Raw genomic sequence first — 14,969 nt, 5'->3', positions numbered from 1 at the left:
GCTAAGCAGGCAGCAGGCCACGCAGGAAGCGCGCGGTGTGGCTCTCCTCGACCTTCGCGACCTTCTCGGGCGTGCCGTAGGCAACGACCGTGCCACCACCATCGCCGCCTTCCGGCCCCAAGTCGATGATGCGGTCGGCTGCCTTGATGATGTCGAGGTTGTGCTCGATGACGAGCACGGTGTTGCCCGCGTCGACCAAGCGCTCGAGCACTTCGAGCAGCTGGCGCACGTCCTCGAAATGCAGGCCGGTCGTCGGCTCGTCTAGGATGTAGAAGGTCTTGCCCGTCTGCACCTTTTGCAGCTCGCTCGACAGCTTGACGCGCTGCGCCTCGCCGCCCGAGAGCGTCGTGGCCGGTTGGCCGAGCGTGATGTAGCCCAGCCCGACGTCGTTGAGGGTCTGGAGCTTGCGCTTGATGCCCGGGATGTTCTCGAAGAACTGGCAGGCCTCGGCAACGGTCATGTCGAGCAGGTCTGCAATCGATTTGCCGCGGTACGTGACCTGCAGCGTCTCGCGATTGTAGCGCGCGCCGCCGCACACCTCGCACGGGACGTAGATGTCGGGCAGGAAGTGCATCTCGATCTTGAGCTGGCCATCACCCTTGCATGCCTCGCAGCGGCCGCCGGCGACGTTGAACGAGAAGCGCCCGGCCGAGAAGCCGCGCGCGCGGCTCTCGGGCAGGCTCGAGTAGAGCTTGCGGATGTCATCCCACACGCCCACGTACGTGGCCGGGTTGCTGCGCGGGGTGCGCCCGATGGGGGACTGGTCGATGTTGACGACCTTGTCGATGAGATCGACGCCCTCGAGCGAGCGGAACTTGCCGACGCGCTTGCGCGTGCGCATGACCTGGTTGGAAAGTGCCGGGGCCAAGGTATCCGTTACCAGCGAGCTCTTACCCGATCCGCTCACGCCCGTCACGACCGTGAGCGTGCCGATCTCGACTTGCACGTTGATGTTCTTGAGGTTGTTGGCGCGTGCGCCCTTGAGCTTGATGGCTCCGCGCTTGGGCTTGCGACGCTTGGCCGGCACGGGGACGATGCGCTCGCCCGAGAGGTACTGGCCGGTGATCGACTCCGGGCATGCGGCGATATCGGCTGGCGAGCCGGCCACGACGATCTCTCCGCCGGCAACGCCGGCGCCGGGCCCGATGTCGACGACGTAGTCGGCGCTGCGTATCGTGTCCTCGTCATGCTCGACGACGATGACGGTGTTACCGAGGTCGCGCAGGTGGCGCAACGTCTCGATGAGACGCTCGTTATCGCGCTGGTGCAGGCCGATAGAGGGCTCGTCGAGGATGTAGAGCACGCCCATGAGGCCGGCGCCGATCTGCGTGGCCAGACGGATGCGCTGGGCTTCGCCGCCCGAGAGCGTTGCCGTGGGCCGGTCGAGCGTGAGGTAGTCGAGGCCGACGTCGACGAGGAACCTGAGACGCGTGCAAATCTCCTTGATGATGGGCTTGCCGATGATGGCCTGTATCTCGGTCATCTCGATGTTCTCGAAGAAGTCGAGCGCCTGCACGGCGGAAAGCTGCGTGGCCTCGAAGATGTTCTTGTTGGAGATCGTGACGGCGAGCACCTCGGGCTTGAGGCGGCTGCCGTTACAGGTATGGCAGGGGTTGATCGCCATGAACTCCTCGAGGCGCGCACGCGTGCGCTCGCTGTCGCTCTCGTCGTGCTTGCGCATGATAGCGGCGAGCACGCCTTCCCAGCGCGTGAACCAGTAGGTGTCGCGTCCGTCGCGCGTGACGTAGTCGATGCGGATCTTCTCGTCGCCGAGGCCGTAGAGCAGCGCGTCGCGCGTCTTTTGGGGCAGGTCCTTCCACGGCGTGGACATGTCGCCGCCCACGTGTTCGCACACGGCGGCGTACATCTGCGGATAGTAGTTGCTCGAGGGGCTGAACAACGCGATCGCGCCCTCTTCGAGCGAGAGGTTCTTGTCGGGAACGACGAGCTCCGGGTCGACTTCCTGACGCGCGCCCAGACCCAGGCAGTCGGGGCAGGCACCATAGGGGGCGTTGAAGCTGAAGTCGCGCGGGTTGAGTTCGTCGAGCGAGTAGTCGTGCTCGGGGCAGGCAAGCGCCATGTTGAAGAGGTATTCGCCCTCGACACCGGCGGCGGCCAGCGCACCCGAGGAGTGCTCGACGCGGCCTTCGCCCTCGTCGTCCTTGGGCAGCACCTTGATGAGGACGTTGCCCTTGGTGAGGGTCGTGGCGGTTTCGATGGCCTCGACGAGGCGCGGCAGGGCGCTCTCCTTTAGCACGATACGGTCGATGACGACTTCGATGTCGTGCTTGTACTTCTTGTCGAGCTTGAGGCCCTCGTCGAGGCGGTGCATCTCACCGTCGATGCGCACGCGCGAGAAGCCCTCCTTGACCAGGTCCTCGAAGAACTTGACGAACTCGCCTTTGCGGCCGCGCACGACGGGAGCCATGACGATGATGCGATCGCCGGGCGTGCTGTGTCCCATGATGCGATCGGCGATTTGGTCGGCCGTCTGCTTCTCGATGACGCGTCCGCAGACGGGGCAGTGGGGCGTGCCAATGCGTGCATAGAGCAAGCGCAGGTAATCATAGATTTCCGTCGTGGTGCCGACGGTCGAGCGCGGATTCTTGGAGGTGGTCTTCTGGTCAATCGAGACGGCGGGGGAGAGGCCATCGATCGAATCGATGTCGGGCTTCTCCATCTGCCCGAGGAACTGGCGCGCGTACGAGGAGAGGGACTCGACGTAGCGGCGCTGGCCCTCGGCGTAGATGGTGTCGAAGGCGAGCGAGCTTTTGCCCGAGCCGGAGAGGCCCGTGAAGACGATGAGCTCGTCACGGGGAATCGTGAGGTCTATGTCCTTGAGGTTATGCTGGCGTGCGCCTTTGATGACGATGTTTTCGGAAGCCATGAACCCGCCCTTGATTAATTGTATGCAAACATATGTTCGAAACAGTCTAAGGCAATTCGGGAGATTTGGGAAGAACTGGCAACCAAAAGTTACCAAGGTGAAGCGTGAAGGTTTCGTAACAAACTATTCTATCGCGAATATATTGTTTATGGATGCGCATATAATACGAAGCGTACGAATTACTGGATGAACGGAGGACCCAAAATGGTTCAGCATGCAACTTCAGCAGACTTCGATGAGGTCGTCCTCGGTGCGCAGGAGCCCGTGCTCGTAGACTTCTTTGCGACGTGGTGCGGCCCGTGCAATATGCTCGCGCCTGTCATCGAGGAGGTCGCCGACGAGATGCAGGGCAAGGCACATGTCTTCAAGGTCGACATCGACGAGAGTCGCGATATCGCCGAGCGCTATCACATCAGCTCCGTACCGACCCTGATGCTCTTCAAGAACGGTGAGCCCGTCAAGAAGAACGTGGGCGCGATACCCAAGTACGGTGTCCTCGCCATGTTCGACTAGGCCACGCGCCAGGCAAACGAGAGGTCACGATATGGCAGCCGATACGTCGACAACGTATGATGCCCTGATCATCGGGGCGGGTCCGGCGGGTTTGACCGCCGCAATGTACTGTGCACGTGCGGGTCTTACGTGTGCGGTTATCGAGCGACTCGCCCCCGGTGGCCAGATGGCGCTTACCGAGCATCTGGAGAACTACCCCGGCTTCAACCAGTCGACGAGTGGCTATGAGCTCTCGGAGATCATGACCAAGCAGGCGACGAGTTTCGGCGCGCAGATCATCTACGATGCCGTGCTCTCCGTTGACTTCGACGCCTGCCCCAAGAAGCTCCATATGGCATCCGGCGATGACTTGACGGCGAAGACGGTCATCATCGCCACAGGCGTCAGGCCTGCCTTGCTCAGCATTCCGGGCGAGGAAGAGTTCAAGGGTTCGGGTGTCTCATATTGCGCCACCTGCGACGGCAACTTCTTCAAGGGCAAGGATGTCTGTGTCGTCGGCGGCGGCAACACGGCCGTCGCGGATGCGATTTACCTCTCGCGCATCTGTAACAAGGTGACGGTCATCGTGCGCCGCGACGTGCTGCGCGCCACGGCCATCTACAACGTCAAGCTCAAGGAGCTCGACAACGTCGAGATCATCTGGAACACGACCGTGGAGGAAATCGTCGGCGAGGATTTCGCGGTCACGGGGCTCAAGCTCAAGAACGTGAATACGGGCGAGGAGTCGACCATCGCGTGTTCGGCGCTTTTCGTCGCCATCGGCACGGTGCCCAACGTCGAGTTTCTGGACAATGCCGTCGAGCTTGACCGTACCGGCCACGTTGTCACCAACTCGATGGGAGAGACGAGCGTGCCGGGCGTCTACGCAGCGGGCGACATACGCTCCAAGGAGCTTTACCAGATCACGACGGCAGTCGCCGATGGCGCCAATGCCGCCGAGGACGTCGCCCAGTACCTCATTCAGCACGAATAGCACAATAATCGTTAAAACAATCGAAACAAAACGCCTTTATCGTGAATTTCGTTCACGTACGATACACTACTGCCCACTACCGATGACGCCCAAGGGAGAAGCTCATGGCGGAAGATATCAGCAAGATCTATGGAAGCATGGTGTTCAACGACAAGGTCATGCATGACCGCTTGCCCAAGCCGGTGTACAAGAGCCTGCACGAGACCATCCAGAACGGAACGGCGCTCGACGAGGATTCCGCCAATGCCGTGGCGCACGCCATGAAGGAATGGGCCATCGAAAACGGCTGCACGCACTATACGCACTGGTTCCAGCCGCTTTCCGGCATCACTTCGGAGAAGCATGACGCTTTCATCGACCCGCTCGGAGACGGCGCGGCCATCACGTCATTCTCCGGCAAGGAGCTCATCCAGGGCGAGCCAGACGCGTCATCGTTCCCGAGCGGCGGCCTGCGCGGCACGGCCGAGGCACGTGGCTATACCGCTTGGGACCCCACGAGCTTCGCGTTCATCAAGGACGAGGTGCTGTGCATTCCCACGGCGTTCATCTCCTACACGGGTGAGTCCCTCGACAAGAAGACCCCGCTTCTGCGCAGCATGAAGGCGATTTCCGACCAGGCCAAGCGCGTGCTTGCCTGCTTTGGCATCGATGATGTTCCGCAGGTCGTCACCACCGTCGGCGCCGAGCAGGAATACTTCCTCATCAAGGAGGACGATTACCGTCGTCGCCCCGACCTCATCATGTGCGGCAGGACGCTCTTTGGTGCCCACCCCATGAAGGGGCAGGAGCTCGAGGAGCATTACTTCGGTGCCATTCGCGAAGTCGTGAGCGACTTCATGAAGGAGGTCGATGACACGCTGTGGCGCATGGGCGTGGATGCGAAGACCAAGCACAACGAGGTTGCGCCGTGTCAGCACGAAATCGCGCCCATCTTCTCGCGCGCGAACGTCGCCATCGACAACAATCTTCTGACGATGGAGGTCCTGCGCGAGGCAGCGCCGCATCATGGCCTTGCCTGCCTGCTCAACGAGAAGCCCTTCAAGGGCATCAACGGCTCGGGCAAGCACGATAACTGGTCCATAGCCACGCCTGGCCTCAACATGCTCAACCCCGGCGATGACCCGGCGCACAACTACATCTTCCTGCTCTCGCTCGCTGCCGTCATCCAGGGCGTCGACGATTATCAGGAACTGCTGCGCGCCACGGTTGCATCTGCCGGCAACGATCATCGTCTCGGTGCGAACGAGGCACCGCCCGCCATCGTGTCGATCTTCCTGGGCGACGAGCTCACGAGCATCGTCGACGCGATTGCCGCGGGCGAGGACGCCATCTCGCACAAGATGGGGCGCATGGACCTCGGCAGCGAGGTGCTTCCCTCGCTCGAGCAGGACAACACCGACCGCAACCGCACGTCTCCGTTTGCGTTCACCGGCAACCGTTTCGAGTTCCGCATGCCGGGAAGCGAGCTCAACCTCTCGTCTCCCAACACGGTGCTCAACGCGGCCGTCGCCAAGAGCTTCAAGGAGTATGCCGACCGTCTCGAGGGCGCCGAAGATGTCGAGGCCGAGGCAATCGCCATCTGCCGTGATGTCTTCAACGCGCACAAGCGCATCATCTTCAACGGCAATGGCTATTCCGAGGAGTGGCCCATCGAGGCCGAGCGTCGCGGTCTTGCCAACAACCGCACGACGCCGGATGCCCTGCAGGCCTACATCAAGCCCGAGAGCATCGAGCTCATGGACAGCTTCGGCATCCTCGACGAGGCCGAGATGCGCGCGCGCTACGGTGTCGACATGGAGCATTACGCCAAGGTGAAGAACATCGAGGCGATGTGCATGCTCGACATCGCGAATCGCATCATCACGCCGGCCGTCATCAAGTACAGCAAGGTCGTTGCCGACGAGATCATCGCGAAGAAGGCCGTCAATCCCGACCTTTCGGCCGAGACCGAGGAAAAGCTGCTCGAGCGCCTTGCAGACTGCCTGCACGAGATGGGCCTCAAGACGCACGCGCTGCACATGTTGCACGAGGAGGCCTACGACAAGGAGACCTGGCCCGAGCGTGCCGCTGCTTACGTCGAGCTCGTTGTGCCCGCCATGGACAATCTGCGCAGTGTCGCCGACCGCCTCGAGGAGCTCACCGATCGCGCCTATTGGCCGATGCCCACGTACAACGACATGCTCTTCTACGTCTAAGGACGCTCTGCCCGCTCGTTTGCGATACAATTTCCAGAAACCCTTTTTCAGGAACTTGTATCGCGAGAGCGGGAGGCGGCATGGCTCGATTGTTTGGTACGGATGGCGTACGCGGCGTCGCAGGTGAGGAACTCGACCGCGACTTAGCGGTTGCCCTGGGGCGTGTGGCGGTTCGCAAGATTGGCAAGCGCATCTTCATCGGACGCGATAGTCGCGAGTCAGGTCCCATGCTCGAGCAAGCGCTCGTTGACGGCATTTGCGCGGAAGGCGGACAACCCGCTGTCGTCGGCATTGTCCCGACGCCCGCCGTCGCGCTCATCACGCGCGAGATGGGTGCCGACTGCGGCATCGTCATCTCGGCAAGCCACAATCCGCCCGAATACAACGGCATCAAGTTCTTCGACGGGCAGGGCTACAAGCTGCCCGATGCGCTCGAGGACGAGATGCAAGAGCTCGTCGAGGAGCTGCGCGGCGAGCAGGTCGAGACCGGACAATCGCGCCCCGTGCCCAATGCCGCCCTCTACTACGCCAACCACGCGGCTGCGGTGCTGCAGGAGCGCGGCGTCGACCTTTCCGGCATGAAGATCGCTGTTGATTGCGCGCACGGTGCATCGTGCGAGACGACGCCGGCCACCCTGCGCGCGCTCGGTGCCGAGGTCTTTGTCATCAACGCCGATCCCGATGGCAGCGAGATCAACGTGGGCTGCGGCTCGACGCACCTCGAGCCGGTGAAGTTCCTGATGGAAAGCCGCGGTGCCGATATCGCGATTGCCCATGACGGCGATGCCGACCGCATGCTCGCACTCGCATCTGACGGTACGGTCATCGACGGTGATTTCCTGCTCGCCATCTGCGCGAAGGATCTCAAGGAACGCGGTTTGCTCGACAACAACCTCGTCGTATCGACGGTCATGGCCAACCTGGGCTTCCAGCTTGCCATGAAACGGGAGGGTATCGACGTCATCACCACCAAGGTGGGTGACCGCTACGTGCTCGAGGCCATGCGCGAGCATGGTGCCGTGCTCGGCGGCGAGCAGTCCGGCCACATCATCTTCGGCAAGCGCAACACGACGGGCGACGGCCTCGTGTCCGCGCTCGAGCTGCTCGGCGTCATCGCCGCAAGTGGCAAGACGGCCAAGGAACTCATGGAGGTTATGGAGAAGTTTCCGCAGGCGCTCGTCAACGTGCGCGTTACCGACCGTGCCCTCTATGAGGGAAACGAGGCCATCGCCGCCGCCGAGGCAGCTGCCGAGGAGGAGCTTGGCGAGGAGGGCCGTCTGCTCGTGAGGGCGTCGGGCACCGAACCGCTCATACGCGTCATGGTCGAGGCGCATACGCAGGAGCAGGCCGATGCGATTGCCAATCGCGTGGCCGATGTCGTGATCGAACAGATTGGCGCGTAGCTTCCAAGGAGCTTTGCGTATAATCGCATATGCTTGTTTTATACGAATATTTGGGGAATTGAACAATGGCACAAGAAGTTAAGGAAGTTCAAGAAGCATCGACCCGTGCGACGTGGTCGGGCAAGTGGGCGTTCATTTTGGCTGCGGCGGCATCGGCCGTCGGCCTCGGAAATCTCTGGCGCTTTCCGTATCTCGCCGCGAAGTATGGCGGCGGCATGTTCCTGCTCACCTACCTGGTGCTCGTCTTGACCTTCGGCGTCTCCCTGTTGCTGCTCGAGACCGCGCTTGGTCGCAAGACACGCCAATCCGTCATCGGCGCCTTCAGGCATTTTGGTGCCAAGTTCACCTTCATTGGCGTGCTCGCGGCGGCCGTGCCGTTCATCATCACGCCGTATTACTGCATCATCGGCGGCTGGGTCACCAAGTACATGGTGAGCTACGTTACGGCGGGTCCGGCGGCACTGGCCGATGGTGGTGACTTCTTCGGTGGCTTCATCAGCAGCAACACCGAGAGCTTCCTGTTCATGCTCGTCTTCATGGCGATCGTCTTCATCATCGTCGCGCTTGGCGTGCAAAAGGGCATCGAGAAGGCCAATCTCATCATGATGCCCGCGCTCATCATTATGGCCATCGCGATTGCCGGCTTCGTGCTCACGATGCCCGGCGCGCTCGAGGGCGCCGCATATTACCTCGTGCCCGACTTCAACAAGTTCTCGCCCGAGCTCGTCATCAACGCGTTGGGGCAGATGTTCTATTCGCTTTCGCTGGCCATGGGCATCATGGTCACGTATGGCAGCTACATGCGCAAGCAGGACAGTCTGACGTCATCGGTCACGCGCATCGCGGGCTTTGACTTCGGCGTCTCATTCTTCGCCGGTCTCATGATCGTGCCGGCTGCCTTCGTCGCGATGGGCTCTGCCGAGGCCGTTGCCGCAAAGTCCGGCCCGTCACTCATGTTCATCACCCTGCCCGAGGTGTTCAACACGATGGACCTTACCTGGGCGACCGTCATCGGCTTCGTGTTCTTCCTGCTCGTGTTCTTCGCGGCGCTGACGAGTGCCATCAGCCTGACCGAGGCGCTCGTGTCGATCGTGTCCGACGGCACGCACCTGTCGCGCACCAAGTCCCTCATCATCGTGATGATCTTCATCGTGGCGGTTGGCTTCGTCGTCAATGCGGGTTATAACTCGCTGTCGTTTATCCAGCCCATCGGCGAAGGATCGACGCTGCTCGACTTCTTCGACTTCATCTCGAACTCGGTGCTCATGCCCATCGTCGCGATTCTGACCTGCGTCTTCGTTGGTTGGATTATCAAGCCCAAGGCGCTTATCGAGGAGATCGAGATTTCAAGCGAGTTCAAGGCCGAGAAGGCCTGGGTCGTTATGATCAAGTACATCGCCCCGATTCTCGTCGCGGTGATTCTCATCACGAACATTCTTCCCTTCATAACGGGGTAACGACAATCGATGCGGTCGATGGTCGGGCATATTCCCGGCCATCGCAGTAGAAGGAGGCGCGTCATGGCAAAGGGCAAGAAGAAGGACAAGGACAAGAAGAAGGGCAAGGCGAAAGACAAAGCCGCGAAGCTCGAGCTCAAGGTCGATGTCAAGCCGTCGAAGTCCAAGCCTGAGAAGAAGCACGACAAGAAGCATGACGCAACGCCGCAGGTGCAGTCTGCGAGCAAGACCGTGTCCACGGCCAAGCCGGCGGCAACGCAGCCCAAGATGTCTTCGGCCTATGTGCCCAAGCACTCGATGGGATCACACAGCAAGACCACGTCCAAGCCGCAGACCATTTACGACATGCAGCCGATGAACTTCAAGATGCCGAGTGAGGAGTCGCTTTTCAGCCTCGCCAACCTCTTCAAGATCTTTGCCGACCCAACGCGTCTCAAGATTCTGTACTCCCTCGTGGAGGGCCCCAAGTGCGTCGCCGACATCGCGCATGCAGCGGGAGTCACACAGGGTGCCACCTCGCACCAGCTACGCAGCATGAAGCAGGAGCGCCTCGTGGACTTCGTGCGCGATGGCAAGCAGGTCATTTACTCGCTGGCCGATGACCGCGTGCAGACGCTTCTTTCGCAGGGATATTCGTACATCAATGGCTAGCTCCCATTGCACGTGGTAGTGACTCAGCAGTAATCGAACTCCGACTGGTCTATCGGCGCATCAGGCCCATGTTCCTGGGCGTGGTGCGCTGCCTGTTTGATGGCCTCGGTATGTCCGGCAAGTGCCGCAAAGGGCGAAAACTGGGCTGCCCTTTGCTCCATTGACATGTGGGGATATTTGCTCGATACATGATGCGGCAAGTCGATGATGTCGGCGTATATGTGCTCTGCATCGCTCATGCCTGATGGCCTCCAATCTGCTTGTTGCGTTGCGTTTGCGTGGCGCCCTCCTGCAAGTTCATGCCCTTGAGCACAGCGTTCTTCCCGAAGCGTCTTCTGGCCGCCAGTATCGCCTCCTGGCGGCGATGCTCCTGGGTGAGCTCTTGCTCTTTGACGGCATTGGCGTGCTCGTCCTCGTCGTAATCGGCAAAGAGCTCGAGTTGCTCTTCTTGTGGGGCATCCTGCGTGCTCTCTTGCTCGCGCTTGACGTCGCATGCCGTGATGTTAAGGCGACGGGCGAGCAGGTGTGGGTTGACGGTCGAGTCGAAGAGCTCGAGGGCGGCGTCGATGATGAGACGTGACGACGAGGTGTACTGCGGCAAGTTGATGGATCCGTGCGCGTGCTTGGGAACGTCACGACCGAAATGGTCGGTCGTGACGGGGCCATCGTATTTCATCGCACGGATGGGATCGCTGAGGTTTTCCTTGTCGTAGCCGACGGTGATGACGATTTGAGCGGTGACGAGGCCCTTCTCGACAAGGTCGAGGCTGAGCTGCTCGGCCATCTCGCGCATGACGAGGCGCGTCTTCTCGAAGGGGTAAGGGCATTGCAACACTTGCCCCGAGCCGAGGCTGTTGGACTCGGGACGATATGCCCGCACATCTGCGAGCGTGCAGGGCTCCCAGCCCCAGGCGTGGTCGATGAGCAGCTCGGCGTTCACGCCGAAGAGGTCGTAGAGCGTGTCCTCGTTCCTGCTTGCCTGCGGACCGGCAACCGATGCCCGGGCGATATCCCCCATCGTGCCGAGCCCCACCTGGTCGAGCTTGCGAGCTGTCGCGAGGCCCACACGCCAGAAGTCCGTGAGAGGGCGATGGTTCCAGAGCAGGCGGCGATAGCTCATCTCGTCGAGCTCGGCGATGCGGGCCCCATCTGGACCGGCGGGTATGTGCTTGGCAACGATATCCATCGCGACTTTGGCAAGGTAGAGGTTGGTACCGAGACCGACCGTGGCCGTAATGCCCGTCTCGGCCAGAACGTCCGCGATGAGCATGGCGGCGAACTCGTGTGCCGTCATGCCGGCCGTGCGCAGGTAGCCCGTCACGTCGATGAAGACCTCGTCGATGGAGTAGACGTGGATGTCCTCGGGAGCGACATGACGCAGGTATATCTCGTAAATCTCCGTACTGCGTTGCAGGTAGAGGGCCATGCGTGGCGGGGCGATGACATAGTCGAGGGCGAGCTCGGGGTGTTGGGATAGCTCGATGGCATTGCTTGAGGAGCCTACGAGCTTGCGGCCCGGCGCCTGCGCCCTGCGCTGGGCGTTGATCTTCTTGACGGCCTGGATGACCTCGAAGAGGCGCGCCCTGCCCGAGATGCCGTGCGCCTTGAGAGAAGGAGAGACGGCGAGGCATATGGTCTTCTCGGTGCGACGCTTGTCTGCCACGACGAGGTTGGTCGTGAGCGCATCGAGGCCACGCTCGGCACACTCGACCGATGCGTAGAAGGACTTGAGGTCGATTGCGACGTACGACCGTTGCTTTTTGCTGCTCTCTTCCATGGCACGAAAGTATAGGGGATGACTGTGACACGAACAAGCGTTCGCTTTTTGCTTTTGGAATGTGGGAATCCGTGTGGGCAGGCTGCTCCGCTCCGACGGTCGCTTCCCGACAGCCCGCTTCGCGGTCTTTACGGCGCGCTCCCTTGGACCTCCGCTTCACAGCCTGCCCGCACGGATGCAGCAAAATAGACTCGACGGCCTGTCCGACGCCAGGTTGCTTGATAGCATGTTCCGTTAAATGCGACTGATCCCCTACCGTATTTTCTGATATTGAACCTTCTGGTTGTTTCGTTATGCTATTCTGCTAAAAATGAACTTTGTGACCAGTAAATTGAACTTATGGAGCAGAAAATGAACTCATCTGTTTTTGCCGAACGACTCAGAGAAGCGATGAAGGCGAGCGGCCTCAAGCAGGTCGACTTGCTACGACAGGCCGAAATCCAGGGCGTCAAGCTGGGCAAGAGCCAGCTGAGCCAATACGTGAGCGGCAAGACCATACCGCGCAAATCAACGTTGAACTTCCTTGCCCAGGCACTCGATGTCGCAGCGGACTGGCTCAATCCGGGCCAGCAGGCAGGTGAGGAGCCGCAGCATCCGCACGTGGATAGATGGCCAATCGAGGAAGAGCCGGCACCCTTGCGTCAGTTCAAGAAGTCCACGAAGCTCGACAACGTTCTCTACGACGTACGTGGCCCGGTGCTCGACGAGGCAAACCGCATGGAACAGGCGGGCATGCACGTGCTCAAGCTCAACATCGGCAATCCGGCGCCTTTCGGCTTTCGTGCGGTCGATGAGGTCGTGCACGACATGTCGCTGCAGCTTGCGGACTGCGAGGGCTATTCGGATTCGAAGGGCCTGTGGTCTGCCCGCAAAGCCATCATGCAGTACTACCAGCTCAAAGGGCTGCCCAACGTGCAGATGGAGGACATCTACACAGGCAATGGCGTCTCCGAGCTCATCAACATCTGCATGTCGGCCCTGCTCGACGATGGCGACGAGATTCTTCTGCCCATGCCCGATTATCCGCTGTGGACGGCCTGTGCCACGCTCGCGGGTGGTCATCCCGTGCATTACGTCTGCGACGAGGAGGCGGAATGGTATCCCGACCTTGATGACATTCGCTCCAAGATCACGCCGCGTACCAAGGCCATTGTCATCATCAATCCCAACAATCCTACGGGCGCGCTGTACCCACGCGAGGTGCTGCAGGAAATCGTGGATATCGCCCGTGAGCACCAGCTCATGATTTTCTCCGACGAGATTTACGATCGTCTCGTCATGGAAGGCGAGGGGGAGCACATCTCCATCGCGTCGCTTGCACCGGATTTGTTCTGCGTCACCTTCTCGGGCCTATCGAAGTCGCACATGATTGCGGGCTACCGCATCGGATGGATGGCGCTTTCCGGCAACAAGCGCATTGCCCGGGATTACATCGAGGGTCTCAACATGCTCACGAACATGCGTCTGTGCTCCAACGTACCGGCGCAGTCCATCGTGCAGACGGCACTCTGGGGGCATCAGAGCGTGCGCAATTACGTGGTCCCCGGTGGCCGCATATACGAGCAGCGCAACTTCGTCTACGATCGCCTGTGCGAGATGCCCGGCGTGAGCGTCGTGAAGCCCAAGGCCGCGTTCTACATTTTCCCCAAGCTCGACAAGAAGCGCTTCAACATCACCGATGACGAGCGATTCGCGCTCGACTTGCTCAAGGACAAGAAGGTGCTCATCGTCCAGGGAAGCGGCTTCAACTGCACCGACACCGACCATTTCCGCATCGTTTACCTGCCGCGCCGTCGCACGCTTGGCGAGGCGATGGACGCAATCGAAGACTTCCTGACCTACTACCGTCAGTAGGCGGCCATGACAAGACTGGAAATCTACTGCGATGGCGGCTGCCGTGGCAATCAGAGCGATAGCAATGTGGGCGGCTGGGGTGTTTACCTCGTCTGGGGAGAGCACGAGAAGGAGCTCTACGGAGGCGAGCACGACACCACCAACAACAAGATGGAGTTGACGGCAGCCATCGAGGGCCTGCGTGCCATCAAGAACAAGGCGGTTCCGACCGACGTGTACCTCGACAGTGCCTATGTGCTCGGCGGCATCACCTCGTGGATTGAGGGATGGAAACGCAAGGGATGGGTCAACTCAAAAAAGCAACCTGTTGCGAACAAGGAGCTGTGGATTGCGCTTGACGAGGAGCGTGATCGCTTTGCCGACATACGCTTCCACAAGGTCAAGGGTCATGCGGATAACGCGGGCAATATCAGGGCCGACGAGTTGGCCAACCGCGCGATGGACGAGCTGACGTAGGGCGAGGCCTAGAATTCCGTCCGTGCGGCAAAGACGATCTCGCCCTTCGCATCGACGCCCTTGGTGAAGATCGTGCCATCATCGCGCTTGGTGTAGATGGCGAGTGGATCGCCCGTGCGCGCTTCGTGCCTGAAGTCGATTTGGAAGCTTTTGACGCCGTGCTTCGAGCTTGGGTTGATGGCGTCAAAGGGGTAGTCGGCGTAGACGCTGTTGTTGACATGGCCATTGATGTCGGCTGCCGTATAGGGCGGAACGACCACGTACGGCATGGCATCGCCCGTGTCGAAGTCACGAATCTTACGTTGCTTCTTCTCGAAGTTTCGCTCTTCGATCAGGTTCTCCGGTGGCTCGTACACCCCGGCGAGGCTCACGAACTGGCGCGTTTCCGGGCTCATGAGCACCCACTCGGAAGTACCGCGTACGAGCACCTCGTCATCAAGCGAGCTCATGATGTAATCACGCTGGAACGAGAATCGCGAGGGCGAGTGGGGCCACGTGCGAATTTGCACGCTCGTGTAGAGTTCAGGCTGACGAATGACTTCGTAATAGGTGCGAATGACTGCCCAGAACACGCCGCGACGCTCCATGGCATCATGGCCGATATCCATGACGTTCGCTTGCACGGTTGCCGCTTCCTGGAAGAGTGCCAGGACGGCCGAGGGCTTGAGACGCCCGTAGCGATCAAAGTCGGTGACACGCAGGGGAACGGTCACCTTGAGGTCCACTATCAGTTCGGTGTCAATCATTCGCTGTCCCGTCATTTGGTAGTGCCAGCCATTATACTCGCGGAAGACACTTTGACC

12 protein-coding genes are annotated in these 14,969 nt (G+C 60.6%); 8 read left to right on the top strand and 4 right to left on the bottom strand.

All coding sequences use genetic code 11. The features are described from left to right. Position 1: 1 nt before the first annotated feature. Positions 2-2,887, bottom strand: a complete 2,886-nt coding sequence (locus tag DBY20_09050) for an excinuclease ABC subunit UvrA (protein PWL77501.1) — start codon at positions 2,885-2,887, stop codon at positions 2-4. Positions 2,888-3,091: 204 nt separating this feature from the next. On the opposite strand from DBY20_09050, the gene trxA reads away from it, so the two are divergent. The 6 genes from trxA to DBY20_09020 all read left to right on the top strand — a co-directional run bounded on the left by trxA (position 3,092) and on the right by DBY20_09020 (position 10,079). Then, complete coding sequence (gene trxA, locus DBY20_09045; protein PWL77500.1) at positions 3,092-3,400, top strand: thioredoxin; 309 nt, start codon at positions 3,092-3,094, stop codon at positions 3,398-3,400. A 31-nt stretch (positions 3,401-3,431) separates the two neighbouring features. Further along, a complete protein-coding gene (gene trxB / locus DBY20_09040; protein PWL77499.1) occupies positions 3,432-4,373 on the top strand; it encodes a thioredoxin-disulfide reductase in 942 nt (313 codons plus the stop codon). 104 nt (positions 4,374-4,477) lie between these two features. Next, a complete protein-coding gene (locus tag DBY20_09035) occupies positions 4,478-6,568 on the top strand; it encodes a glutamine synthetase type III (GenBank protein ID PWL77498.1) in 2,091 nt (696 codons plus the stop codon). An 80-nt stretch (positions 6,569-6,648) separates the two neighbouring features. Beyond that, a complete protein-coding gene (gene glmM, locus DBY20_09030) occupies positions 6,649-7,971 on the top strand; it encodes a phosphoglucosamine mutase (GenBank protein PWL77497.1) in 1,323 nt (440 codons plus the stop codon). A gap of 65 nt (positions 7,972-8,036) precedes the next feature. Continuing rightward, positions 8,037-9,428, top strand: a complete 1,392-nt coding sequence (locus tag DBY20_09025; protein PWL77496.1) for a sodium-dependent transporter — start codon at positions 8,037-8,039, stop codon at positions 9,426-9,428. Positions 9,429-9,773: 345 nt separating this feature from the next. Beyond that, positions 9,774-10,079, top strand: coding sequence for a transcriptional regulator (locus tag DBY20_09020; protein ID PWL77616.1), 306 nt, complete (start codon positions 9,774-9,776; stop codon positions 10,077-10,079). 23 nt (positions 10,080-10,102) lie between these two features. Here the strand turns inward: DBY20_09020 and DBY20_09015 are convergent, their stop codons facing one another. Together DBY20_09015 and DBY20_09010 are read right to left on the bottom strand one after the other, a co-directional pair. Beyond that, positions 10,103-10,318 (bottom strand): hypothetical protein, encoded by a 216-nt coding sequence (locus tag DBY20_09015; protein PWL77495.1) that lies wholly within the window; start codon positions 10,316-10,318, stop codon positions 10,103-10,105. Next, positions 10,315-11,856, bottom strand: a complete 1,542-nt coding sequence (locus DBY20_09010; protein PWL77494.1) for a DNA methylase — start codon at positions 11,854-11,856, stop codon at positions 10,315-10,317. The genes DBY20_09015 and DBY20_09010 overlap by 4 nt, the downstream gene beginning before the upstream one ends. Positions 11,857-12,207: 351 nt before the next feature. Here DBY20_09010 and DBY20_09005 point away from each other — a divergent pair, with 351 nt between their 5' ends. After that, positions 12,208-13,710, top strand: coding sequence for an aspartate aminotransferase (locus DBY20_09005; protein PWL77493.1), 1,503 nt, complete (start codon positions 12,208-12,210; stop codon positions 13,708-13,710). A gap of 6 nt (positions 13,711-13,716) precedes the next feature. Further along, complete coding sequence (locus DBY20_09000) at positions 13,717-14,166, top strand: ribonuclease HI (protein PWL77492.1); 450 nt, start codon at positions 13,717-13,719, stop codon at positions 14,164-14,166. 8 nt (positions 14,167-14,174) lie between these two features. Here the strand turns inward: DBY20_09000 and DBY20_08995 are convergent, their stop codons facing one another. Continuing rightward, the gene (locus DBY20_08995; GenBank protein ID PWL77491.1) at positions 14,175-14,927 is read right to left on the bottom strand and encodes a hypothetical protein; all 753 of its coding nucleotides are present in this window, start codon (positions 14,925-14,927) and stop codon (positions 14,175-14,177) included. Positions 14,928-14,969: the final 42 nt, after the last annotated feature.

This window comes from Coriobacteriia bacterium (assembly GCA_003149935.1).
Taxonomy (GTDB): domain Bacteria; phylum Actinomycetota; class Coriobacteriia; order Coriobacteriales; family QAMH01; genus QAMH01.
This window is presented reverse-complemented; position numbering and strand designations above follow the sequence as displayed.